General features: G+C 40.7%; 21 protein-coding genes. 11 read left to right on the forward strand and 10 right to left on the reverse strand.

The annotated features are described in order from the left end of the window. From CVP05_RS10435 to rhaM, 4 genes are all read left to right on the forward strand, one after another. Nucleotides 1-1,251 carry an L-rhamnose isomerase gene (locus tag CVP05_RS10435; protein ID WP_100289508.1) on the forward strand — a complete coding sequence of 417 codons (1,251 nt, stop codon included), beginning with the start codon at nt 1-3 and terminating at the stop codon, nt 1,249-1,251. Between the two features lie 10 nt (nt 1,252-1,261). Beyond that, on the forward strand, nt 1,262-2,080 hold the full coding sequence (rhaD, locus tag CVP05_RS10440; protein WP_100289509.1) for a rhamnulose-1-phosphate aldolase: 819 nt from the start codon (nt 1,262-1,264) through the stop codon (nt 2,078-2,080). A gap of 97 nt (nt 2,081-2,177) precedes the next feature. Then, nucleotides 2,178-3,212 carry an L-rhamnose/proton symporter RhaT gene (gene rhaT, locus CVP05_RS10445; protein WP_100289510.1) on the forward strand — a complete coding sequence of 345 codons (1,035 nt, stop codon included), beginning with the start codon at nt 2,178-2,180 and terminating at the stop codon, nt 3,210-3,212. A gap of 7 nt (nt 3,213-3,219) precedes the next feature. Next, entirely contained in the window at nt 3,220-3,537 is a 318-nt protein-coding gene (gene rhaM / locus CVP05_RS10450; protein ID WP_243389238.1) for an L-rhamnose mutarotase, read from the forward strand. A gap of 16 nt (nt 3,538-3,553) precedes the next feature. Here the strand turns inward: rhaM and CVP05_RS10455 are convergent, their stop codons facing one another. Then, entirely contained in the window at nt 3,554-3,790 is a 237-nt protein-coding gene (locus tag CVP05_RS10455) for a zinc ribbon domain-containing protein (RefSeq protein ID WP_100289512.1), read from the reverse strand. A 9-nt stretch (nt 3,791-3,799) separates the two neighbouring features. After that, nucleotides 3,800-4,492 carry a 16S rRNA pseudouridine(516) synthase RsuA gene (gene rsuA, locus CVP05_RS10460; protein ID WP_100289513.1) on the reverse strand — a complete coding sequence of 231 codons (693 nt, stop codon included), beginning with the start codon at nt 4,490-4,492 and terminating at the stop codon, nt 3,800-3,802. A 155-nt stretch (nt 4,493-4,647) separates the two neighbouring features. Between rsuA and CVP05_RS10465 the strand changes: the two genes are divergently transcribed. Together CVP05_RS10465 and sodA are read left to right on the forward strand one after the other, a co-directional pair. Beyond that, complete coding sequence (locus tag CVP05_RS10465; protein ID WP_100289514.1) at nt 4,648-6,918, forward strand: NADP-dependent malic enzyme; 2,271 nt, start codon at nt 4,648-4,650, stop codon at nt 6,916-6,918. A 155-nt stretch (nt 6,919-7,073) separates the two neighbouring features. Continuing rightward, nucleotides 7,074-7,709, forward strand: coding sequence for a superoxide dismutase [Mn] (gene sodA, locus CVP05_RS10470; RefSeq protein WP_100289515.1), 636 nt, complete (start codon nt 7,074-7,076; stop codon nt 7,707-7,709). 82 nt (nt 7,710-7,791) lie between these two features. Here sodA and CVP05_RS10475 read toward each other — a convergent pair whose 3' ends face one another. From CVP05_RS10475 to CVP05_RS10500, 6 genes are all read right to left on the reverse strand, one after another. Beyond that, a complete protein-coding gene (locus CVP05_RS10475) occupies nt 7,792-9,096 on the reverse strand; it encodes an autotransporter outer membrane beta-barrel domain-containing protein (RefSeq protein ID WP_100289516.1) in 1,305 nt (434 codons plus the stop codon). Next, complete coding sequence (locus CVP05_RS10480) at nt 9,097-12,489, reverse strand: exo-alpha-sialidase (RefSeq protein ID WP_100289517.1); 3,393 nt, start codon at nt 12,487-12,489, stop codon at nt 9,097-9,099. A gap of 335 nt (nt 12,490-12,824) precedes the next feature. Beyond that, nucleotides 12,825-13,436, reverse strand: a complete 612-nt coding sequence (locus tag CVP05_RS10485) for a YfgM family protein (RefSeq protein WP_100289518.1) — start codon at nt 13,434-13,436, stop codon at nt 12,825-12,827. Between the two features lie 16 nt (nt 13,437-13,452). Continuing rightward, a complete protein-coding gene (gene hisS, locus CVP05_RS10490) occupies nt 13,453-14,730 on the reverse strand; it encodes a histidine--tRNA ligase (RefSeq protein ID WP_100289519.1) in 1,278 nt (425 codons plus the stop codon). A 52-nt stretch (nt 14,731-14,782) separates the two neighbouring features. Then, a complete protein-coding gene (gene ispG / locus CVP05_RS10495) occupies nt 14,783-15,886 on the reverse strand; it encodes a flavodoxin-dependent (E)-4-hydroxy-3-methylbut-2-enyl-diphosphate synthase (RefSeq protein WP_207761367.1) in 1,104 nt (367 codons plus the stop codon). A gap of 12 nt (nt 15,887-15,898) precedes the next feature. Beyond that, nucleotides 15,899-16,858 (reverse strand): RodZ domain-containing protein, encoded by a 960-nt coding sequence (locus tag CVP05_RS10500; protein ID WP_100289521.1) that lies wholly within the window; start codon nt 16,856-16,858, stop codon nt 15,899-15,901. A gap of 233 nt (nt 16,859-17,091) precedes the next feature. On the opposite strand from CVP05_RS10500, the gene CVP05_RS10505 reads away from it, so the two are divergent. After that, nucleotides 17,092-17,814 carry a 3-deoxy-D-manno-octulosonic acid kinase gene (locus CVP05_RS10505; protein WP_100289522.1) on the forward strand — a complete coding sequence of 241 codons (723 nt, stop codon included), beginning with the start codon at nt 17,092-17,094 and terminating at the stop codon, nt 17,812-17,814. Between the two features lie 88 nt (nt 17,815-17,902). On the opposite strand, the gene serS is transcribed toward CVP05_RS10505, so the two are convergent. Further along, on the reverse strand, nt 17,903-19,192 hold the full coding sequence (gene serS, locus CVP05_RS10510) for a serine--tRNA ligase (protein ID WP_100289523.1): 1,290 nt from the start codon (nt 19,190-19,192) through the stop codon (nt 17,903-17,905). Between the two features lie 103 nt (nt 19,193-19,295). Beyond that, nucleotides 19,296-20,390, reverse strand: a complete 1,095-nt coding sequence (metX, locus tag CVP05_RS10515; protein WP_100289524.1) for a homoserine O-acetyltransferase MetX — start codon at nt 20,388-20,390, stop codon at nt 19,296-19,298. 168 nt (nt 20,391-20,558) lie between these two features. Here metX and CVP05_RS10520 point away from each other — a divergent pair, with 168 nt between their 5' ends. The 4 genes from CVP05_RS10520 to rsxC all read left to right on the forward strand — a co-directional run. Further along, nucleotides 20,559-21,269 (forward strand): SanA/YdcF family protein, encoded by a 711-nt coding sequence (locus CVP05_RS10520; protein WP_243389239.1) that lies wholly within the window; start codon nt 20,559-20,561, stop codon nt 21,267-21,269. Nucleotides 21,270-21,402: 133 nt separating this feature from the next. Continuing rightward, nucleotides 21,403-21,981, forward strand: a complete 579-nt coding sequence (gene rsxA, locus CVP05_RS10525; protein WP_100289525.1) for an electron transport complex subunit RsxA — start codon at nt 21,403-21,405, stop codon at nt 21,979-21,981. Continuing rightward, nucleotides 21,981-22,601, forward strand: coding sequence for an electron transport complex subunit RsxB (gene rsxB / locus CVP05_RS10530; protein WP_100289526.1), 621 nt, complete (start codon nt 21,981-21,983; stop codon nt 22,599-22,601). Before rsxA ends, rsxB begins: the two co-directional genes overlap by 1 nt. Next, a partial coding sequence (rsxC, locus tag CVP05_RS10535) for an electron transport complex subunit RsxC (protein WP_100289527.1) occupies nt 22,598-24,636 on the forward strand: 2,039 nt, incomplete at its 3' end. The genes rsxB and rsxC, both read left to right, overlap by 4 nt.

Raw genomic sequence — 24,636 nt, forward strand, 5'->3', positions numbered from 1 at the left:
ATGACGATTCAACAATCTTATGAACTTGCTAAACAACAATTTGCCGATATTGGCGTTGATACCGAAAAAGCCATGCAACTGTTAGATAGCTTGCCTGTTTCGATTCATTGCTGGCAAGGTGATGATGTAGCAGGCTTTGAAAAGCAAAGTGGTGCATTAACAGGCGGTATTCAAGCCACAGGGAATTACCCTGGTAAAGCGCGCGCACCGCAAGAATTACGTGCTGACCTTGATTTGGCAAGCAGCTTAATTCCAGGTGCGAAACGTTTAAATTTGCATGCATCTTATTTGGAAGCAGAAGGCAAAGTTGAACGCAATGAAGTGAAACCTGAGCACTTTAAAAATTGGGTGGATTGGGCGAAACAAAATCAATTTGGTTTAGATTTTAATCCAACTTATTTTTCTCACCCATTAAGTGCCGAAGCCACCCTTTCTCATAGCAATAAAGAAATTCGTGATTTTTGGATCGAACACGGCAAAGCCTGCCGCAAAATTTCAGAATATTTTGGTAAAGAACTTGGCACGGCTTCTGTGATGAATATTTGGATTCCTGACGGCGCAAAAGATTTAACCGTTGATAAAGCCGCGCCTCGCCAGCGTTTGGTGGAAGCCCTTGATGAGATTATTAGAGAAAAAATCGATCCGAAATATCATTTAGATGCGGTGGAAAGCAAATTATTCGGTATCGGCTTGGAATCTTATACCGTAGGGTCAAATGAATTCTATGTGGGCTATGCTACTTCACGCAAAACCGCACTTTGTTTAGATGCGGGGCATTATCACCCGACTGAAGTGATTTCTGACAAAATTTCTGCCGTAATGCCGTTTGTCGAACATTTACTGTTACACGTTAGCCGTCCAGTGCGTTGGGACAGTGATCACGTTGTATTACTTGATGACGAAACTCAAGCCATTGCCAATGAAATTATCCGTAATCAACTTTTTAATCGCGTGCATATCGGTTTGGACTTCTTTGATGCATCCATTAACCGTATCGCTGCTTGGGTTATCGGAACACGCAATATGAAAAAAGCCTTATTGCGCGCCTTATTAGAGCCAACGGCGAGCTTGCGTGAAGCGGAAAATAACCGTGACTTCACCACCCGTTTAGCCTTATTGGAAGAACAAAAATCACTACCTTGGCAAGCGGTTTGGGATATGTATTGTGAACGCCATAATGTGCCAACAGGCAGTAACTGGCTTGCACAAGTTCGCCAATATGAAACCAATGTTTTAAGCCAACGTGCATAAGGAGCGGATTATGCAAAAAATTCTTTCTTCTTGGTTTGTACAGGGCATGATTAAAGCCACTAATGATATGTGGTTGAAAGGGTGGGACGAACGTAACGGCGGCAATATCAGCTTACGTTTGTTGGAAGAAGATGTGGCGCCTTATAAACAGGAGTTTGATCCGAATCCACGCCATGTCGCGTTAACCCAAGATCTTGCTGCCTTGAAAGGGCAATACTTCATTGTTACAGGTTCGGGCAAGTTCTTCCGCAACGTGATTTTAGATCCTGCCGATACGCTTGCAGTGGTTCGCGTTGATGAACAAGGCAAAGGCTATTATGTGGAATGGGGTTTAGTGAATGGTGGTGTGGCTACTTCAGAGCTGGCGGCACATTTGCAATCTCACATTGTGAGAATGGCGAAAACGAACGGCAAAGATCGTGTGATTATGCACTGCCACGCCACCCACTTAATTGCGCTGACCTATGTATTACCACTCGACAGTAAAGTATTTACCCGTGAATTATGGGAAATGAGTACAGAATGCTTGGTGGTATTTCCTGATGGTGTCGGCATTTTACCTTGGCTTGTACCAGGTAAAGATGAAATCGGCTATACCACCGCAGAGCAAATGAAAGATCACTCCCTCGTGCTTTGGGCATTCCATGGTGTATTTGGCGCAGGACCTACATTAGATGAAACCTTTGGTTTGATTGATACCGCAGAAAAATCTGCCGAAATCTCCGTAAAAGTGATGTCAATGGGAGGTAAAAAACAAACTATTACCACCGAAAACTTCAAATTATTGGCAGAACGCTTTGGGGTAACACCGATTGAAGGCGTTTTGTAAAAATTTCCGTAAAACCAACCGCACTTTTTAGTACATCGTTTAGAAATAACGATAAAAAGTGCGGTGCAAACTTTAAATGTTTTAAAGGAGCAATATTATGGGTAGTTCAATTTTATTAGGCATTTTCTGGCATTTCGTTGGCGCGACTTCCGCCGCTTGCTTCTATGCCCCCTTGAAAAAAGTCGCCAATTGGTCTTGGGAAACCATGTGGTCAGTGGCAGGGATATTCTCTTGGATCTTACTGCCTTGGGGAATCAGCTATTGGTTATTACCTGACTTCTGGGCGTATTATGGTTCATTTGGTGCGGGTATCTTATTACCCGTATTCTTGTTTGGCGCCATGTGGGGCGTGGGGAATATCGGCTACGGCTTAACCATGCGTTATCTCGGTATGTCAATGGGGATCGGTATTGCCATTGGGATCACCTTAATTGTTGGTACTTTAATGACCCCAATTCTACAAGGTCGCTTTGGTGAATTATTGGCATCAACAGGCGGAAAAATGACTTTACTAGGTGTCGTGGTAGCGCTTATTGGGGTTGCGGTAGTCTCTTATGCGGGCTTATTAAAAGAACGGGTTTCCGGTATTTCTGTGGAGGAATTTAATTTGAAAAAAGGCTTAGCCCTTGCCGTGATGTGCGGTATTTTCTCCGCAGGTATGTCATTTGCCATGAGTGCAGCAGTGCCAATGCATGAAAGTGCGGCGCAATTAGGCGTTGATCCGCTGTATGTCGCCTTGCCAAGTTATGTGGTGATTATGGGCGGTGGTGCGATTATTAACCTTGGTTACTGTATTATTCGCTTGATTATTAAACCTGAATTATCTTTCCGTAAAGATATGAGTGTGGCAAAAGGCTTATTGGTGACAAATATCATTTTCGCCGCAATCGGCGGTATGATGTGGTACTTCCAATTCTTCTTCTATGCTTGGGGACATGCCAACATTCCTGCTGACTACGGCTTTATGAGTTGGATGTTACATATGAGCTTCTATGTATTGTGCGGCGGTATTGTGGGGTTAATTTTAAAAGAATGGAAAGACACTGGCACAAAACCTGTGCGTGTATTATGTATTGGCTGTTTAATCATCGTATTAGCTGCCAATATTGTTGGTTTAGGTATGGCGAATTAAGGAGAAGATGATGATTAGAAAAGGTGTATTAATGCAGGTAAATCCAGATTGCCACGCGAAATACAAAAAACGTCATGACGAAATTTTTCCTGAATTGGTAAAAGCATTAAAAGATCATGGCGCCCATAATTATTCGATATTTTTAGATGAGAAACGTAATCTGCTATTCGGTTATGTGGAAATTGAATCAGAAGAACGCTGGAATCAAGTGGCACAGACACAAGCCTGTCAAAAATGGTGGGCGTTTATGAAAGATATTATGCCATCAAATCCTGATAACAGCCCGATTTCAGAAGAACTGGAACAAGTATTTTATCTAGAATAACAATAAAATGGGGGCTTTATCCCCCATTTTGCCACCAACTTGCCACCCCAATAACAACCGCAAAAATGACAAACCAAATCAAATGCAATTTAACACTTTTACGGTTAATTTCTGCATTATGTTGGCGCCGTTGTTCTAAAACCGCTTTATATTTTTCCAAATCTGCCTCAGCAAAAGAGAAAGCACAATGTGGACAAAGCTTCGCACTTTCACTGATTTTTTTTCGACATCCTGGACAACGTTGTAATGCCATTTTTTCTCCTTAAAATTGAGCAATTTCCTCTGACGTCAACATGCGATATTCTCCCTCAGGCACACTATCATCTAACACAATCGACCCAACTCGCCAACGATGCAATGCCTCAACTTTATTACCTAAAGCCGCAAACATACGTTTTACTTGGTGATAACGCCCCTCGCTAATGGTTAAATTTACATTGTAATCATCAATAATCTCTAATTTAGCAGGCTTTGTCGCCTCTTTTTCTCCACGCAATAAAATCCCTTTTTCACACTCAGCCTGATAATGGCTTTCGACAGGATCCGCGAGGGTGACTAAGTATGTTTTCTCACAATGATATTTAGGGGAAGTAATGCGATGTGACCATTGGCCATCATCAGTCAATAACACAAGCCCTGTCGTATCTACATCTAACCTACCCGCACTATGCAATTTAACAGAAAGAGGATAATCAAAAAACTGATAAATTGTCGGGTAATCCCCCTCTTCATGAGAACATACATACCCCTGTGGTTTATGAAATAAAATATATTGCCCAGCCTCAATCCAGTTCAACAATTGACCATCATAATGGATTTCATCGGTTTTGCTAACTTTCACCGCACCGCTTTTCTCAACTTTTCCATTAATTGTCACCGCACTTTGGCGCAACACTTTTGCTGCCTGTGAGCGAGTTAATCCGGTATTTTCGGCTAAAAACTTATCTAATCGCATACTGTTCTCCGTTGACATAAAGTGCGGTTAATTTTACAGGATTTTTGACTCAGAAAGCGAATAATGTGTACCATATCACAAATTGAATGATTAATTATGGCTATAATATTGCTTTTATTCGATAAATTCATGACTAAACAATGAGGATTTTCCATATGGATGAACAATTACGCCAAGCAGCTCTAGATTTCCATGAGTTTCCTAAGCCTGGAAAAATTGAAGTTACCCCAACTAAATCCCTTGCCACACAACGCGATCTTGCCCTAGCTTACTCACCTGGTGTTGCTATGCCTTGCTTAGAAATTCAAGCAAATCCCGCCTCCGCTCACAAATATACTGCTCGTGGTAATTTGGTCGCAGTCATTTCAAATGGTTCTGCCGTTTTAGGGCTAGGTAATATTGGGGCTTTAGCTGGTAAACCCGTTATGGAAGGAAAAGGGGTGTTATTTAAAAAATTTGCCGGTGTTGATGTATTTGATATTGAAATTGATGAACAAGATCCTGATAAATTAGTCGACATCATTGCTTCCCTTGAACCTACTTTTGGCGGAATCAACTTAGAGGACATCAAGGCGCCTGAATGTTTTTATATTGAACAAAAATTACGTGAACGCATGAATATTCCTGTATTTCATGACGATCAGCATGGCACCGCAATTATTAGCGCAGCGGCTATTTTAAACGGTTTACGCATTGTAAATAAGAAAATAGAAGATGTACGTTTAGTGGCTTCGGGTGCTGGCGCGGCCTCTATTGCTTGTTTGAATTTGCTCATTAGCCTTGGCATGAAACGTGAGAATATTACGGTATGTGATTCTAAAGGTGTGATTTACAAAAATCGGGATGCTAATTTAGATGAAACGAAAAAGTTATATGCGATTGAAGATAATGGACAACGCACCTTAGCCGATGCCATTCCAAACGCTGACATTTTCTTGGGTTGCTCTGCTGCTGGTGCATTAACACAAGATATGGTGAAGAATATGGCTAATAGCCCATTAATTTTGGCATTAGCAAACCCGGATCCTGAAATTACCCCACCGGAAGCAAAAGCTGCACGTCCTGATGCGATTGTATGTACAGGGCGTTCTGACTATCCAAATCAGGTAAATAACGTATTATGCTTCCCGTTTATTTTCCGTGGCGCATTAGATGTCGGCGCAACCACCATTAATGAAGAAATGAAAATGGCGGCGGTCTATGCCATTGCTGATTTAGCCCTTGCAGAGCAAAGCGACGTTGTTTCTTCGGCTTATGGTGACAGCGAAGTCTCGTTTGGCCCAGATTATATTATTCCAAAACCGTTTGATCCACGCTTAATAATTAACATCGCGCCAGCTGTCGCAAAAGCGGCAATGGAAAGCGGTGTCGCGACACGCCCTATTCAAGATTTCGATGCTTATATCGAAAAATTGACACAATTTGTGTATAAAACTAATTTATTTATGAAACCGGTTTTTGCTCAAGCTAAGGCCGATAAAAAACGGGTATTATTAACCGATGGCGAAGAGCCACGTGTATTACACGCTGTTCAAGAAATTTCCACACTAGGAATTGCTCTCCCTGTATTAGTCGGCCGTCCTGCAGTTATTGCGCAGCGGGTAAAATCTCTTGGATTAAAAATTCAGATTAATCAAGATTATGAAATTATCGATATTGAAAATAATCCAGATCATGAAGAATGCTGGCAAGATTACTACCAAGCCCACAAACGTCATGGCGTGACACCGGTTTCTGCACAACGTGAATTGCGCACGAATCCCACTGTTGTAGGAGCGACATTACTTAACTTAGGCAAAGTCGATGCGATGTTGTGTGGGTTAATGGGCTATTATGATAGCCATTTAAGCGTATTAGAAAATGTATTAGGCACAAAATCTGAAGTATCCACCCTCGCCACTGTCAACGGGTTAATTTTGCCACATGGCAATTTATTCCTAACAGATACTTTCGTTAACCAAGACCCTTCAGCGGAAGAATTGGCTTCGATTACCATGATGGCAGCTAAAGAAGTGCGCAATTTTGGTATAGAGCCACAAATAGCGCTGGTTTCCAGCTCTAACTATGGCAGTGCAAATACACCAAGTGCGGTCAAAATGCGCCAAGTTTTAGCATTAGTACAAGCGCAAGAACCAAACTTAGTCATTGATGGTGAGATGCATTGTGATCTCGCGTTAAGTGAAAGTTTACGCCAAGAAATTATGCCTGATAGTCCACTAAAAGGCGCTGCTAATCTACTCGTTTTCCCAAATATGGAAGCGGCTCGTATTAGCTTAAATCTATTACAGGGGACAAATAGCCCTATCACTATCGGTCCGTTACTCATGGGATTAAATAAATCTGCCCACATATTAACGCCAGTTGCCTCTGTACGCCGTATTATTAATATGGTTGCCGTTGCAGCAGTAAAAGCGCAAAATCATTAAATGGGTTAGGGGCATGAAGTATTTGATTAATCTGCCCCTCATTTTCTTTTCCAATACTCACCGCACTTTTGTTAAAAAGGTGTAACAATTAGTGATCTTAAGCTATTTTTTTGTTAAGATCATATTGATGTTAAACTGACTAAAAGGAAATAATTATGGCTTATACTCTACCTGAGCTTGGATATGCGTATGATGCATTAGAACCTCATTTTGATGCTCAAACGATGGAAATTCACCACAGCAAACACCACCAAGCATATGTTAATAACGCAAATGCAGTGTTAGAAACTTCAGCAGAATTAACCGAGCTTGCCAATGCAGGTTGCCCTGGTTCATTCTTACGTAATTTAGACAAAGTTCCCGCAGACAAACTCGCGGCATTACGTAACAACGTTGGTGGCCACGCTAACCACACTTTATTCTGGAAAAGCTTGAAAAAAGGAACCACATTACAAGGCGCATTAAAAGAAGCCATTGAACGTGATTTCGGTTCTGTTGATGCATTCAAAGCAGAATTTGAAAAAGCGGCTGCAACGCGCTTTGGTTCTGGTTGGGCATGGTTAGTTTATGAAAATGGTAAATTAGCAGTTGTCTCAACAGCTAACCAAGATTCACCATTAATGGGCAAAGAAATTGCAGGTTGTTCTGGTTATCCAATTTTTGGCTTAGATGTTTGGGAACACGCTTATTACTTAAAATTCCAAAACCGTCGTCCAGACTACATCAAAGAATTCTGGAATGTGGTTAACTGGGATTTCGCAGCAGAACGTTTTGCTAAAGCTTCTGCTTAATATCGAATAAACATATTTTGATTATATGCTTATCATACAAAAGGTCTGGAAAAATCCAGACCTTTTATTATGGCGCTCGGCATTATTTAAATTGATATTCCAATTTTAATGCAATTTGACTTTGTTTCACTTTACCTTTTGATAAACCATGACGGTGATCAAACTGAACTCCCAATTTCAATTGCTCTAACAAAGCAACATCTGCATTGGCTCTGAACAATAAAGCATTCCCCAATTTACCTGAGTTAAACTGTACTGTTTGAGTGCCATCATCTACTGATACAGATGTGCCTTTATGTTGATTCTGTTCATAAAATGCGCCGACTTTAAAATCAACAACATCATTTGCCCAGTTTACATAACTTCCCGCATAAGGGCTCACTAAAGTACTATCCTTAGCTGTCACATTCCATGTTGGATGACTATCAACGTCTAACTTCAATTGTTGATAATTAATCCCCACAACAGGAATTAACTTCACTGCATTGAGATCAATACGATAACCCGCTTCAGCACCTAACTGCCATGCTTTACCTTTGATTTTCGCATTTTGGGCAAGGGTATTTGCCGATACTTCACCTCTATGCCAGTGATAACCCGCTTTGAGGTTCAACAAATAATTATCCCATTCATGGTGAGTGGCTAACAATAATGAGGTCGTTTTATATTTGGTCGTACTTTCTCCATCAGCGGCCTGCGGCTTCACTTTATTATTCGTGAATGCAATACCTCCATGTAATTCCGTATTTTCACTTAATGGTACATAAGCGCCAAATAACGTACTGTTTTTATTGGATTTATAACCATATCCATAATCGACAAAATTCAGATTAGATTGATAATTCGCATGGCTATGTTGCTGTGCCACATAGAAACCTTTCTTATCTTTACGCCATAAATTCTGACTAAAGACATGATCCAACTGCTTAGCTTGCTCAAATAGCGCTGTTTGTGCGACTAAATAAGACGGCGTATCGGCTTTAATACTCTCACGTGCCGGTGCCGTTGGTGTTGGTTCCGGTGCTGGCGCTGGAGCCGGCGTTGGTGCCGGTGTTGGTGCCGGCGTTGGCGCTGGTGTCGGCGTTGGTGTCGGCGTTGGTGCCGGTGTTGGCGCAGGTGTCGGCGTTGGTTCCGGTGCTGGCGTTGGCGCTGGTGTCGGCGTTGGTTCCGGTGCTGGTGTTGGCGCTGGCGTTGAATCTACCTCTTTCCGTACCACATTAGAAAGCGGTTTTCCATCTTCGGTAATCAATTGATTATAAAGACGATAGTGATAAGCATCGTCAACCACACCTTTATCAATCGTAACTAACTCAAAATTATATAAACTATTTACCGCACTTTGAGGATTATTACGATCATACACGCCGCCTAAAGCAAAACGACTCACCTAGCTTAGACCATCTACACGGATTAACTCCGTTCCTTCATTCGCATCGTATTTTCCATTACTATTGGTATCTGATTTCCCTGATGCTTGACCAAGTAAATAAACATCTACCGATGTTGGATTATCAACGGTTGAACTTAAATCCCCAGTAATAATCACTTTATCAGATTCCCATTGGCTCATATCTTCCGTATTATTATTCACACGTAATGGAATTCTTGCAGTCCCTTGATTTTCCACATCGCCAAACGTTTGCACACTTGGAGCAAAGGTATTTGTCGAACGATCGAGATCATTTAACTCAATAAATGGTTCAATCACTGATGGGGAAATAACAGAACCTTTAGACCAAATCGTTTTGCCTGTAACCGTTGCTTCGCCGGCAAAACGCGTATTTTCACCGAGAGTCAGAGGCGCATTAATGACTGGCGCTTTTCCGTTAGCATCTTTCATCATGGCGAAAGTCCCCGCCTGAATATCAACTTTTGCTAACTCATTTACTGTCCCTGCAAATGCCAAAGTACCTTGACCGCGTTTAATAAACTCCCCTTTGCCTGATACCGTTTCAGTATCTAACAATATCATTTGGTCCTCAAGAATATTCGCCTCCAAACGCGCATTCGGCTCTAGATTGAGTTGGCGAATGTCTGCCACAACATTACCATCTAACTTTAAGCTTGCCTGCGAACGAATATGAGCAACTTCTGCGGTATTGAATGTATTTGGTGCATAACTGACAGAGCCACTTTTCACCTCGATTACATTTAATACACTATTTCCCGTTAAAACTAATGCAGAATCCACCGCACTTGGCTGATAAATCAGGTTTAATTTACCCGCATCATACTCACCTACTGTCCCTGTAATTTGCTGATTGCCACTTTGCTCATAAACTAACGTAGCCTCTTGGCTATCATTATGGTTTACAATATTCCCTTTTAACTCAGACACATGCAATCCAGATTTATCGGTTTCATCCACATTCGCAATAGCCAAAGTGTTGCCATTTAAATCTAATGTCCCTTCATCAAGATGAATATTTCCTGTCGGCATTTGATCGGCTGAACTTAATCTTAACAAGCCTTTACTCAGTACGAACACATCTGCATAAGCCTGTTTGTTGTTTTGTGCATCGGCTTCCTGTGCTAATGTGGCAATCCCTTCTTCCACCACAAGACTATCATGATTAATGCCATTACCGACTTTAATCATTTCACCATCGCCAATTTTATAGAACACTTCCCCTCTTGCAGGGTTATCATTATCTAATGAAACATTCTGATTTTCAGTGTTACGCGCATCGCGATAAATCAAATTATCGTGCCAGAGTAAATCTTGTAAGTTAAAGCGGACATACTCAATGCGGCCGTTTGCGCCTTCATACAGTAATCCTACATCTCCATTCGGCAATTCAGTTAAGCTATTATAAGCATATGCCCCACCTGAAATGAGCGTATTATATTTCCATTCAATACTACCATCGTCCTGAACCTCACCTAACCAAGCCATACCATTCGTACGATTACTTGCATGAGGGTTAGCAAATACTACATGTTCTTTGCCTCGAATTTTCTTGGAATACTTAATCACTGACATTTGTGAATATGGATCAAGCAATACAGAATCTCTAAATCTTTCATTCTTCGCCCATGTCATTCCACCATCATAACTGGTAGAAATAATGACTCTACCGCTACGGTTACGGGAAAACATTTTGAGTTGTCCATTATCTAACTCAATTACTTGTGATTCTGTTAATTCATAGGCATTATCTTGTAAATAACGCGCGCCTCCGATTTCATCTAAATAAGCATCGTTCGGTGAAGCACCACGTTTCCATGTTTTGCCTCCGTCTTCACTAATAATAAGCGCAGCCGATTGTTTATTATCACGATTGGTAAAATAGACCGGTAAGACTAAATTACCATTTTTAAGCTGAATCCCCGTTCCCGGTCCAGTACCTAAAAAACGCATCCATTCTTCTTTCACTTGTGGCGTAATATCTTGTGGACTAGACCATGTTGCACCATCATCATCACTATAAGTTAACCATAAATAACTGGTATAGTGTGCTTTAAACGGCGCATTCGCATTACTTCCATTTTGTTTCAGGAAAATATTACCAACCTTGTTTCCCGTGCTGATTTGATAAATATCCCCTAAATCTCGGAAAGCGATACTTGGGTCACCTTCTGTTACAACACGATAATCGGTTTTCTCACCAAGTAAATTATAAACAATATTATCATCACGTAAGGTGAAGCGTTTACCATTCACATCAGTTAACATACGATAATATTTATCACCTACTTTTAAATGCCCTGTACTTTCAGATTCAAAACTGGCTTGTGAGTTACTAAACATGCCAAAGAGCGCCTGAGACTCAGGGAACATATCCACTAACATAAAAACACGTCCCGTATTTTTATCTTGTGTCATCACGGCATCAATTAATAATGCTGAATTCTGTCCATTTAAACTCGCCTGAGAAACTAAATCCATGATCACCTGATCTGTTTCAAAGGTTTTCCCACCATCTAAACTACGACGAATAGCAATATCAATATCTCCCCAGTCCGCAGAATGCTCATTACGCTTATCAATCGCCGCAATGACAACGCCACTTTGAGTCGTCAACAAGGAGGGAATACGATAATTTCTTGAACCATTTTGGCCCGGAACAAACATGCCTTCAGCGTCTGTGTGTAATACACCGAGATGTTGTTTTTTAGAAAAAGCATAAGCCTGACGTTCCACTAGCTCATTATGTTGAGCAGCAATTTCATCTTCAGACAATACATTTGAGACCACGCCAGAATAAAACACATTACCCGCTAACTGATTTGGGTTTTGGCTGAGTCGCTGAGTACGACCAACATACGCGGTATTTAGTCCCGGTATATCTTCAAAAAACTTGGAGGAGTTCGCTGTTTTACGTAAAACACCGTCTACGTAAATTTTAATTTTTTGTTCGTCTTTATCAAAGGTATAAGTCACCGTATGGTAGCCATCGGCTGTATTCGCTATCGGTGCGGTAACCAGTTGATTATTAGGTACTAAGCGATGATTACCATCACGAATTTCAATCCCGAATGTATCGCCTTGTGGAGTTCTATTGGTATAAAACCATACATAACGATCGTCTACAGCAGGATCAGATACCCCTAATAACGTGCCATAGCCTGTATGTGATGCGTTTTTAAAACGAAACGTCAACGAACCACTTCCCAAAGAAAAAGCATTCCCTTGGGTAAATTGATCCGTTACATCGACTACTGCAATGTCACGTGTATTAGACAAGTCAAAGATAGGATCTGCCCATGCGCTAGACATAATAGAAGATGAAACCAGCACTGCTAAAGCTGTTTTACGCATTAACTTGGATTTTTTCATAGTTCCCCTCCATATTGAAGCATTTTATTCATAAAAAACAACAAAAATTGGAGTAAAACTATAAATAAATTTTTAAAAAACTCAATTTAATTTTTTCAATTTTGAGAACTCGCTTGCAAAATTTTTATTTATTCTACGTTTATATCGCCAAATACATTCATTTTAAGATTAAGCAAAACGGTGCGGATAATATAATAAGTGAGGGTGAGGCTGGCTCAAATAGTATTTAAAAACGATTAAACAAACCCAAATTATCTAAGCAAATGATATTTTCAACAAAAAAAGGTTATTATCCTCTGATAATAACCTTTATTGTGCTTAAAATAAGATAAAAACTACAAATTATTTAACCGCACTTGTAACCATTGCTGCTCTAACGGAGTCGCATGCTCTTTAGCTAATTCATAACTCGCTTTTGCAGTCATTTTATCGCCTTTCGCGAGCCAAATATCCCCTGTCATCAAGTGCTTGCGACTATTCCATGCCGCATCTTTTACCAAATGCAAGCTCTCCAACGCAGCATCATATTTTCCTTGTTGATACTCCACTGCGGCCAATCGAATTGCGACAATAGACTGCAAAATGTGATCATCCGATTCTTGTGTCGCTTGCTTTAAGGCTTTTTCTGCTTGAGCAAAGTCTTTATTTTCTACTGCCTGTTTTGCCTGATCCAATAATGCCAGTACTGCATAACTGGTTTTTTCATTGTTTTTCAAGAATTCTGATAATTGCGCTTCCTTCGCAGCGATGCCTTGATTTCCATAAATTAATCGATCATATTCAGCTGAAATTTCTTGAATTTTATTGGCCTGATGAGCTTGCCAATAACGCCAACCAAATACCCCTGCAAATGTAACGACAACAGCTAAAATGATGACCACATAATTATCTTTCCACCAACTCTTTAACTGTTCAAGTTCTTGTTCTTCTTCTGCGTTATACGCCATCTTCTTTTCCTCTTAATTACAATTTATTCGTTAAATAAGCCACAATATCAGCGACTGCTACGGTCTCTTGCTCGCCTGAAACGAGATGCTTCGCTAACACATTTTGAGCTTGTACCTCAGTTTCTCCGATCACTAAAGCAAATTGAGCGCCACTTTTATCAGCACGCTTAAACTGTTTTTTAAATGCCCCACCGCTACAGTGCAGCATTGTGCGTAAGTGCGGTGCTTCTGAGCGAAGTTTTTCTGCCAATAAAAATGCAGCAATCGTTGTCCCTTCACCCGAGTATACAATATACACATCAACCGGATTTGCCGTCACAATATTCCCATTGACTTCTTGTACTAATAAAATAAGCCGCTCTAGCCCCATAGCAAAGCCAACGCCTTCTGTTGCATGACCACCAAGCTGCTCCACTAAGCCATCATAGCGCCCGCCACCACATACTGTGCCTTGTGCGCCCAATGCCGTCGTCACCCATTCAAACACGGTTTTATTATAATAATCTAAACCACGCACTAATTTTGGATTAATCGTATATTGAATCCCTAATGCATCTAATAAACCGCATAAAGTACTAAAATGTTCACGCGCCTCTTCATCTAAATAATCATGCAATTTTGGCGCATTATTTAACACAGCCTGAATAGCTGCATTTTTAGTATCTAAAATGCGTAGTGGATTCGTTGTTAAACGGCGCACACAGTCCGGATCTTGCTGCAGCACATCAAGATGATTCTGTAAAAATGCCACTAAATCACGGCTGTAATTGCGACGAGATTCTAATGAACCAATAGAATTAAGCTCTAGTTTAACATGCTCAAAAATACCCAGTTCCTTCCACAAACGAGCAGTCAACATAATCAATTCGGCATCAATTTCAGGATTTGCAATACCAAAAATCTCTACGCCAACCTGATGGAACTGACGATATCTTCCTTTTTGTGGGCGCTCATAACGGAACATTGGCCCCATATACCATAAACGTTGTTCTTGGTTATATAATAAACCGTGTTCAATACCCGCTCGCACACATCCGGCAGTCCCTTCCGGACGTAAACTCAATAGCTCATCTGCATTATCGCGGAAAGTAAACATTTCTTTATTCACAACATCAGTTTCGTCACCAATTGCTCGCGCAAATAGCGGTGTACTTTCTACAATAGGCATTCTGATTTCGGCATAACCGTAACTTGCCAATACATGACGAATCTTACTTTCCACCCACTGCCATAAAGGTGTCTCGGTTGGTAAGCAATCGTTCATGCCTCGAATTGCTTGAATTGTTTTTGCCACTAGATTTCCTTTCAATATAATTTATTTTGTCTTTAAAATGACGATGTTTTAGCTAAAGAATGCGTTGATTCGGATCTTGCATCGCAATTTTAGCACGAATTTTCGCTTCAAGTTGGTCAATCAATTGATCGTTATCAAACCGTTCTTTTTGACGTTCACCATCTAAATAATAACCACTTTTCTTATTACCACCGGTCACACCTAAATCTGAGACTAAGGCCTCTCCAGGACCGTTCACTACACAACCAATAATTGAAACATCCATCGGTGTAATAATGTCTTCCAAGCGCTGCTCTAACGCGTTGACCGTCCCAATAACATCAAATTCCTGACGAGAACAAGTCGGGCAAGCAATAAAATTAATCCCCCGCGAACGAATTCGCAATGATTTTAGGATATCGAAACCGACTTTAATTTCTTCTACAGGATCCGCCGCTAATGATACGCGTAAAGTGTCACCAATCCCTTCAGATAAAAGCATGCCTAAACCGACCGCACTTTTCACTGCTCCAGCTCGCGCTCCACCCGCCTCTGTAATACCTAAATGCAATGGCTGTTTAATTGCTTTCGCCAACAAACGATAAGACTCCACAGCTAAAAACACATCTGAAGCTTTGACACTCACTTTAAATTGATCGAAATTTAGGCGATCTAAAATTTCGACATGACGTAATGCTGACTCTAACAGCGCTTCAGGTGTCGGTTCACCATATTTTTCCTGTAAATCTTTTTCCAGCGATCCCGCATTTACACCGATACGAATAGGAATATTCTTATCTTTAGCGCAATCTACCACTGCTCGAATACGATCTTCACGCCCGATATTACCAGGATTAATCCGCAAACAATCTACGCCATATTCTGCGACTTTTAGCGCGATTCGATAGTCAAAATGAATATCTGCAACTAGTGGCACATTCACTTGCTGCTTAATCAACTTAAATGCTTCTGCAGCTTCCATAGTTGGCACTGAAACTCGCACTATATCCGCGCCAACACGTTCAAGAGCTTTAATTTGTGCCACAGTCGCTTCGACGTCTGTTGTACGGGTATTGGTCATGGATTGGACCGCAATAGGGGCATCGCCACCAACCGGCACATTACCTACATAGATTTTCGTCGACTCTCGACGTTTAATATCTGGTTTTGCTAACATAATTTTCCCATATTATTGCTGAGGCAATTTAAAACGTGCTACTCGCCCATCTACTTTCAACGGCACATCTTTCCCTTGATAACTGATTTTTACATTACCCGGCGCACCGATAATCAATGAATAGTTTTCCCCTTCATTAAAAGTCAAGACTTCTCCTTGACGATATTCTTTCTCAGCCAAGACTTTTCGATTACCATCGCGCACACTAATCCAACAGCTAGTACCGGTTATCTCAATTCGTAAAACCGCAACATCCTCTGCTATTGTATTGCTGCTTTCTTGTGCTGAATTTTCTTCCGCATTATCAATACGATTCATCTCGCTTTGCAAGGCTTCCGTTGAGGTAGTTGGTTCTAGCACTTCAGATTCTGTAGTATTAACCGAAGTGATAGGTTGTAAATCAACCGGTGCCGCAACAGTATTTGTCGAGTCTGTAGCAACGACTTCGTCAGTTGAATGATTTTCTTTTACTAATACGTTTTCTGTCTGCTCAGTAACTGATGCATTATTTGTTGTCGCAACGTAATTTTCCACTAAATTGTCACGCTCTGCTGTCGTTTTTTGGTGATTTTGCCACCACCACAATAACGTCATGCCAATCACAATTAACAAAATTAACCAGGTTAAATAACTCACCCAACGTCCATGAGAAGAATGGTTATTCACCGCTTTTTTCGCTCGCGTATTTTTACCGAGATCATTTTTCTCCGCTTCACCATAAGATACGGTATTGAGTAAATGTTCTGGCAACCTTAAAAATTTCGCATAACTACGTACATAACCTCGCATAAACGTTGCAGGGATCGCAGGATGAATAAATTCATCATTTTCAATGTGTTGCAAAATAGTTGTGCGTAAATTTATTTTTTCAGACACATCATCTAAAGAAAGCCCTAAGGCTTCACGTGCCTGACGGCAATGTTCTCCCAAAGAAACAGGAGCCAGTTCTGGAGAGTTTGTCGGATTATTCATAATGGTTTATTGCAATAAGTACATCGTTTAAAGATTAAAGTTTAAATTTCTCAATGACGTTTTGCAACTTTTTCTTTGATTGAACGGCTCTAAGCAAGGTGAATTTTCATTTTATTGACAAAATAAGCGGGGTTTGCTTTTATTATCATGTTCAAAGTGCTTTCTCTTTGTTATAGTTTTTAACTGTTACAATACAATATAGAAAAACCTTATTTAATAAAAAATAAAATACTATGATCGAGTTTCAACAAAATAATCAATATTTTCTCTTTAATACCGACAGCCTACCCGACATCCCCGAGCAATGGTTCGACGCTACATTCTGGCAACAACAAGGTCGCATTATAGGTTCAGCCAAAGGGAGAGGCACCACATGGTTTATACACACAGAAGATATTTTAGGTTTCAATTGTGCATTACGTCACTACTATAGAGGCGGCCTAATCGGAAAGATTAACCAAGATAAATATCGTTTTAACCAACTAGAAAAAACGCGTAGTTTTGCAGAGTTTTCATTGTTAAACCAACTATATCTCGCTAATTTTCCAGTGCCTAAACCTATTGGCGCACGCGTAAAAAAAACACCTTTTGGTTTTTATAGCGCCGATATATTAATTGAGAAAATCGAAAATGCCCAAGATCTCACCGCACTTTTACAACACCGCTCCCTATCAGAAAAAGCATGGCAACACATTGGCGCTTTAATTCGTCAATTACATGATTTACAAATCCACCATTCTGATTTAAACGCACACAATATCCTAGTGCAGCACAATTCCGTAAATGAAAAATATTGGTTAATTGATTTTGATAAGTGCGGTCAAAAATCAGGAAATTCTTGGAAACAGGAAAACTTAAACAGATTGCACCGCTCTTTTCAAAAAGAAAAAACACGTATGCATATTCAATTCGGCGAACAAGATTGGGCACAGCTATTAACTGGCTATTATGCATAAAATAACCAAAACCGAAAAGCAAACGCGCCAACCAATAGGGGATTATGCCCTTTGGTTAGCGCGCCATATAACATACAAATCCTTGCTTTTACTGCCCGATTACACTAACGCCACCCATATATGGTCTTAGTACTTCTGGCACAATAATGGAGCCATCGGCTTGCTGATAATTTTCAAGCACCGCGACTAGCGTACGTCCAACCGCGAGACCAGATCCATTTAAGGTATGCACTAAACGCGTTTTCTTATCTCCTTTACTCCGGCAACGCGCTTGCATGCGACGCGCTTGGAAATCCCACATATTTGAACAAGAGGAAATTTCACGATACGTGTTTTGCGCAGGGACCCAAACCTCTAAATCATAGGTTTTGCATGAACCAAATCCCATATCGCCAGTACATAAAAGCACTTTACGATAAGGTAAGTCTAATAACTGCAATACTTTTTCCGCATGCCCTGTTAACTCTTCTAATGCTTCCATAGATTTATCAGGATCGACAATTTGAACCATTTCCACTTTATCAAATTGATGCATACGAATTAAACCACGCGTATCACGCCCATAAGAACCCGCTTCAGAACGGAAACAAGGTGTATGTGCGGTCATTTTAATTGGCAGTTCATCTGTGTCAATAATTTCATCACGAACCAAGTTTGTAACCGGCACTTCCGCTGTTGGAATTAACGCAAACGGTACCTCACCCTCTAATGGTTTAGTGTGAAACAGATCTTCACCAAATTTTGGTAACTGACCAGTACCATACAGCGTAGCATGATTCACTAAATACGGCACATAAGTTTCTACATAGCCATGTTGTTCAGTATGAAGGTCTAACATAAATTGCGACAATGCACGATGCATTTTGGCAATCGCACCTTTCATGACCGCAAAGCGCGCGCCACTTAATTTTGCACCTGCGGCAAAATCAAGACCGTCTAACCTTTCCCCTAATGCCACATGATCCTGAACTTCGAAATCAAAGGTTCTTGGTGTTCCCCAACGTAAAATTTCTTTATTTTCTGAATCATCTTTGCCCAAAGGAACTTCATTCGCCGGTATATTTGGAATATTCAGTGCAATCTCATTTAACTCTGCAAGCACATCATCTAAATGGGTTTTTGCCAATGTTAACTCAACGCCCATATTATCCACTTCAGCTAACAACGATTGAATATCTTCACCTCGCGCTTTTGCTGCGCCTATCGCCTTTGAACGTGAATTACGTTCAGCTTGCAGATTTTCTGTTTTAATCTGTAATGCTTTACGTTTTTCTTCCAATTGGCTAATTTTCGCTACATCAAGCTCAAAATTACGTTTAGTTTTTAACTGTTCAGCCACTTCCGCAAGATTATTACGCAATAAATTAGGATCAATCATGGTTTACCTACTTAGATATTTATTATTTGATTTTTTAGTGAATAGGTGATTTGACTCACCTTATTTGGAATGACTTTATTCTAGATCGGATTAAAAAAATAGCCTAGTGATTTTTAGCCTTTCGCGCTAAACCTTCTATAATTGGCTTCTCAAAAATTGCATAGTCCACTAAAAAGGCATCATGACCATAATCAGAAGCAAATTCATAATACGTTAGGCTAACCCCGCTTTGCTCAAGTAATAATTTACTTTTACGTAAATCTGTTTGCTTAAACAATTGATCATTAATCACCGATACTAATGTATAATTCGCTTTAATACGCGCAAGTGCTGACTTTGTATCCGCATAGCCTAAACTCGGCTCATACAGATCCAACGCGCGAATTAAATGTAAATAGCTATTTGCATCAAAGCGTGTCAAAAATTTTTTTCCTTGATAGCTAAGATAAGACTCAACTTGAAAATAATCTCCCCAAAATTGCCCTTCTGATTTCGTTACACGACCAAAGGCTTTAGCCAACTGGATATCCGTGCGATAAGTCAACATTCCAAGCATTCTTGCAATCGACAACCCTTGATGAGGCGGTTGCCCGTCATAATAATCGCCCCCCGCAAAATTCGGATCGTTAATAATGGCTTGTCGCATCACATGATTAAAACCAATCGCCTCTGCACTCAAAGATAGCGAAGAGCATAAATTGATCACATTATCCACAAAATCAGGGTGATCAATCGCCCATTGGGTTGCTTGCATCCCACCAAAAGAGCCGCCGATAACGGCACGTAAATGGTGAATGCCTAAATTATCCAATAATGCTTTTTGCACTTTTACAATATCTTGTACCGTAATTTTAGGAAATAAACTGCCATAGGGTTGCGCTGTATCTGGATTAATTGATGCCGGCCCTGTTGTGCCTTTACACCCGCCGAGTACATTCGAACAAATAAAAAAATATTTTGTTGTATCAAGGGCTAAGTCATCGCCCATAAAGTGTTGCCACCACCCTTCTTGACCGCTAGCTTTATCAAAATAAGGTTCCGCATCTCCCGTTAAAGCATGACAAATCAACACAATATTATCTCTTGCTTGATTCAGTTTTCCATAGGTTTGATAAGCAACTTCTAAATTCTGTAGCTGCCCACCAAATACCAAATATAATGGTTCTTCGGTAAAAAGAGTGACGTGCTTTACTGCCATGGGCTTCCCTATCTTGTTATTTTTATGTGTATAAACTAGCGCGCACCTATATTCTTGTCAAGCAATTTTAGCCATCTAAACTTCTAGATTTTTAAACTTCTATACTTCTCCACTGCTTTTAAAAATTATCACTTGTATTTACCGCACTTTTTCATTATTGTAATCATCATGATGAAAAGATTGTTCCTTGCTCCAACACGCGCTATGATAAAACACTTTACAGCTATTTTTATTCGCTACAAAGGCCTATTACGCTGCGTTATTGGACTGGGATTTATTTGTTTTTTCTTACTTATTCTCATTGACCAAGCCATTGGTTTTTACGTTCGACAAGGGATTTATACTGATAGCAAAACCATACCCTATCGGCCATATGGTCTTGTACTTGGTACTTCAAAGTATTTTGCTAAAAATACCCCCAATTTGTTTTATCAACACCGCTTAGAGGCCGCTCAACAACTTTATCGACAAGGCAAAGTAGATTATTTACTGCTCAGTGGCGATAACCGGACATTGCAATATAATGAACCAAGAACAATGTTTCGTGATTTGCGCAAAATGGGGATACCCGCAGAGTTCTTATATTTAGATTATGCTGGCTTCCGCACCCTAGATTCAGTTATCCGTGCCGAGCAAGTGTTTAAAGCGCATTCTATTACCATTATCACGCAAAAATTTCATTGTGAACGGGCTTTATTTATCGCCAAATATCATAATATTGATGCGATTTGCTTTGCCGCTGAATACCCTAGTGGCTATAGCTTCGTGCGCTTTCGAGAATTTTTTGCACGCTTAATGGCTATTTGGGATTTATTAATTGAAAAAGAACCGCACTTTCTTGGTGAACCTGAACCTTTGCCATCACCAATTGCACGTTAAACCTACCCAATTCAAGGAATATTCTTGTTTTCTATTGTTCTTCGGCATTAAAACAGGGATAATATAGGGTTATAGATCGCTAAATAAACGATCTCCGAATGTCGACTTGTAGCACGAATTTACAGAACCATTTATGACCGAATATATTTTACTGCTCATTAGTACCGCACTGATTAATAACTTTGTGTTGGTAAAGTTTCTTGGACTATGTCCATTTATGGGCGTATCTAAAAAAGTAGAAACCGCTATTGGTATGGGGTTGGCTACAACATTTGTGTTAACTGTTGCCTCCCTTTCGTCTTACTTAGTTGATACTTATATTTTAGCGCCATTAAATGCGACCTTCTTACGCACTCTGATTTTTATTCTTGTCATTGCTGTCGTCGTGCAATTTACTGAAATGGTCATTCACAAAACTAGCCCAACCCTCTATCGCTTATTAGGCATTTTCTTACCCCTAATCACAACGAACTGTGCGGTACTTGGCGTGGCCTTATTAAACGTGAATCTTGCTAATAATTTAACTCAATCCGTGGTCTATGGATTTGGTGCAGCACTGGGTTTTTCTTTAGTATTAGTTTTGTTTGCTGCTTTGCGTGAACGTCTGGCGGCAGCTGATGTCCCTCAGCCATTTCAAGGCGCTTCTATCGCTTTAATTACCGCAGGTTTAATGTCTCTCGCATTTATGGGCTTTGCCGGGTTGGTGAAATAATGACCCAGCTTCCGACTATTTATTATGTAATTGGTATTATTGCAATCCTCGCCTTGATCTTCGGAGCGATATTAGGCTTCGCTTCCATAAAACTAAAAGTCGAAGCGGATCCGATTGTAGAACAAATTGATGCCCTACTACCACAAAGCCAATGTGGGCAATGTGGTTATCCCGGTTGTAAACCTTATGCAGAAGCCATTGCTAACGGAGATACCATTACAAAATGTGTCCCCGGTGGACAACCTTTAGTGGTAAAGCTCGCTGATTTACTTGGCGTAGAGGTTCCTAAAACCGATTTTGACGATGAAACACCGGCACAAATGGTCGCGTTTATCCATGAAGATATGTGTATCGGTTGTACAAAATGCATTCAAGCCTGTCCGGTAGATGCGATTATCGGCACAAACAAAGCAATGCATACTATTATCCCAGATTTGTGTACAGGCTGTGAGCTGTGCGTTGCTCCCTGTCCAACTGATTGTATTCATATGATTAAAGTTGAACAAAATATTGAACATTGGAATTGGAAATTTGATCCAAACTTAGTCATTCCTGTGATGAACCCACAAACCAAACATATTGTCACCGGCAATGTTGAAAAAACGGAGAAACATACATGAGCGATGTACTCACCCGTTTTAATTCAGGACAACTTTGGGATTTTCCCGGAGGCATTCATCCGCCTGAAATGAAGTCACAGTCAAATGGTACGCCTATTAGTCATTTGCCGTTACCGCAAAACTTCTATATTCCAGTTAAACAACATGCAGGCAGCGCAGGGAATATCCTTGTCCATGTTGGCCAATCTGTACTCAAAGGACAAGCGTTGACTCAGGGAGACGGTTTGCGCCAACTTCCAATCCATGCGCCTACATCCGGTAAAATTATCGCAATAGAACCTTATGTTGCAGCCCATCCTTCAGGCTTATCTGAAACAACAATCCATTTGTGTGCAGATGGGGAAGATCGTTGGATTGAACAATCACCAATTGAAGACTTCCTAAGTGTTGAACCTGAACAACTGATTGAAAAAATTTACCAAGCCGGTATTGCTGGGCTTGGTGGTGCGGCTTTTCCTACTGCAGCGAAAATCCATCATGCAGAAAAGCAAACTAAATTGCTCATCATTAATGGGGCGGAATGTGAACCTTATATTACTTGTGATGATCGTTTAATGCGCGATCATCCCGATGAAATCATTGAAGGTATTCGTATTCTGCGTTATATCCTGCGCCCAGAAAAAGTGGTTATCGCCATTGAAGATAATAAACCTGAAGCCACTGAAGCCCTAAATAACGCGTTACACGGTGCTAACGATATTGAAGTGCGGGTTATTCCAACCAAATATCCTTCTGGCGCATCCAAACAATTAATTCAAATTCTTACCGGTATGGAAGTGCCAAAAGGCCAGCATTCCTCTGCGATTGGCATATTAATGCAAAATATCGGTACGGCTTTCGCAATAAAAAGAGCCATCATAAATGACGAGCCTTTAATTGAACGAGTAGTCACTTTAACCGGAGACAAACTCCCATTGCCTCGTAATGTTTGGGCGCGTTTTGGTACACCTATTTATCACCTATTACAACAAGTCGATTATCAATACGATGAACGCCTCCCTGTCTTTATGGGAGGGCCAATGATGGGCTTCATTTTGCCTAATTTGAATGCGCCTGTAACCAAAATGACGAACTGTCTCATTGCTCCAGATCATTTTGAGTATGCGCCACCAGAGCCTGAGCGTTCTTGTATTCGCTGTTCCGCATGTTCCGATGCTTGCCCTGTAAAACTCATGCCACAGCAAATGTATTGGTTTGCTCGCGCAGAGGATCATGATAAATCAGAAGAATATTCCTTATTTGATTGTATTGAATGCGGTTTGTGTGCTTATGTTTGCCCAAGCCATATTCCATTAATCCAATATTTCCGACAAGAAAAAGCCAAAATTTGGGATATTAAAGAAAAAGCAAAACAAGCAGAAGAAGCGAAAATTCGTTTTGAAGCCCGTCAAGCGCGTCTCGAAAAAGAAAAACAAGAGCGCGAAGCTCGTGCGCGTAAAGCGGCAGAAAACCGTCGGGAAGCCTTAGCTAAAACACAAGGTGTTGATCCTGTACAAGCTGCTTTAGCGCGTTTAAAAGCCAAAAAAGAGCTAGAGAGCAACGAAAATACGATTGAAACACATCAAAAGACAATCGTCTCTGAATCAGGCGAGGTTTTACCTGATAATCGTGAAATTATGGCACAACGTAAAGCCCGTCGTTTAGCCAAAGAACACCATGTTTCACAAGACACAACCCAAAGCGACAATATTCTTTCGGCAGAGTCAGAAATAGAAACAAAGAAAGCCTCTGTTGCAGCCGCTATCGCGCGTGCGAAAGCTAAGAAAGCTGCGCAACAATCTGCGCCTATCGCCGATGACACCGCCCTCGCAGCAGAAAGTGCGGTAGAAAAAACACAAGAAATGGGGGATCCGAAAAAGGCTGCGGTTGCTGCCGCTATCGCGCGAGCGAAAGCCAAAAAAGCCGCCCAACAATCTGAACCTATCGACGGTGACACTGCTCACGCAGCAGAAAGTGCGGTGGAAAAAACACAAGAAATTGGGGATCCGAAAAAGGCTGCAGTCGCTGCCGCTATCGCGCGTGCGAAAGCCAAGAA

The organism is Conservatibacter flavescens, from assembly GCF_002795425.1.
GTDB classification, from domain to species: domain Bacteria; phylum Pseudomonadota; class Gammaproteobacteria; order Enterobacterales; family Pasteurellaceae; genus Conservatibacter; species Conservatibacter flavescens.

Bases quoted from the DNA above. Each gene is read 5' to 3' on its own strand.
- CVP05_RS10505 (WP_100289522.1), top strand. From the start codon at position 17,092: ATGATCGAGTTTCAACAAAATAATCAATATTTTCTCTTTAATACCGAC.
- rsxB (WP_100289526.1), top strand. From the start codon at position 21,981: ATGACCCAGCTTCCGACTATTTATTATGTAATTGGTATTATTGCAATC.
- rhaM (WP_243389238.1), top strand. From the start codon at position 3,220: ATGATGATTAGAAAAGGTGTATTAATGCAGGTAAATCCAGATTGCCAC.
- rsuA (WP_100289513.1), bottom strand. From the start codon at position 4,492: ATGCGATTAGATAAGTTTTTAGCCGAAAATACCGGATTAACTCGCTCA.
- rhaD (WP_100289509.1), top strand. From the start codon at position 1,262: ATGCAAAAAATTCTTTCTTCTTGGTTTGTACAGGGCATGATTAAAGCC.
- sodA (WP_100289515.1), top strand. From the start codon at position 7,074: ATGGCTTATACTCTACCTGAGCTTGGATATGCGTATGATGCATTAGAA.
- CVP05_RS10435 (WP_100289508.1), top strand. From the start codon at position 1: ATGACGATTCAACAATCTTATGAACTTGCTAAACAACAATTTGCCGAT.
- ispG (WP_207761367.1), bottom strand. From the start codon at position 15,886: ATGTTAGCAAAACCAGATATTAAACGTCGAGAGTCGACGAAAATCTAT.
- rsxA (WP_100289525.1), top strand. From the start codon at position 21,403: ATGACCGAATATATTTTACTGCTCATTAGTACCGCACTGATTAATAAC.
- CVP05_RS10520 (WP_243389239.1), top strand. From the start codon at position 20,559: ATGATGAAAAGATTGTTCCTTGCTCCAACACGCGCTATGATAAAACAC.
- CVP05_RS10465 (WP_100289514.1), top strand. From the start codon at position 4,648: ATGGATGAACAATTACGCCAAGCAGCTCTAGATTTCCATGAGTTTCCT.
- metX (WP_100289524.1), bottom strand. From the start codon at position 20,390: ATGGCAGTAAAGCACGTCACTCTTTTTACCGAAGAACCATTATATTTG.
- CVP05_RS10455 (WP_100289512.1), bottom strand. From the start codon at position 3,790: ATGGCATTACAACGTTGTCCAGGATGTCGAAAAAAAATCAGTGAAAGT.
- CVP05_RS10500 (WP_100289521.1), bottom strand. From the start codon at position 16,858: ATGAATAATCCGACAAACTCTCCAGAACTGGCTCCTGTTTCTTTGGGA.
- rhaT (WP_100289510.1), top strand. From the start codon at position 2,178: ATGGGTAGTTCAATTTTATTAGGCATTTTCTGGCATTTCGTTGGCGCG.
- serS (WP_100289523.1), bottom strand. From the start codon at position 19,192: ATGATTGATCCTAATTTATTGCGTAATAATCTTGCGGAAGTGGCTGAA.
- CVP05_RS10485 (WP_100289518.1), bottom strand. From the start codon at position 13,436: ATGGCGTATAACGCAGAAGAAGAACAAGAACTTGAACAGTTAAAGAGT.
- CVP05_RS10480 (WP_100289517.1), bottom strand. From the start codon at position 12,489: ATGAAAAAATCCAAGTTAATGCGTAAAACAGCTTTAGCAGTGCTGGTT.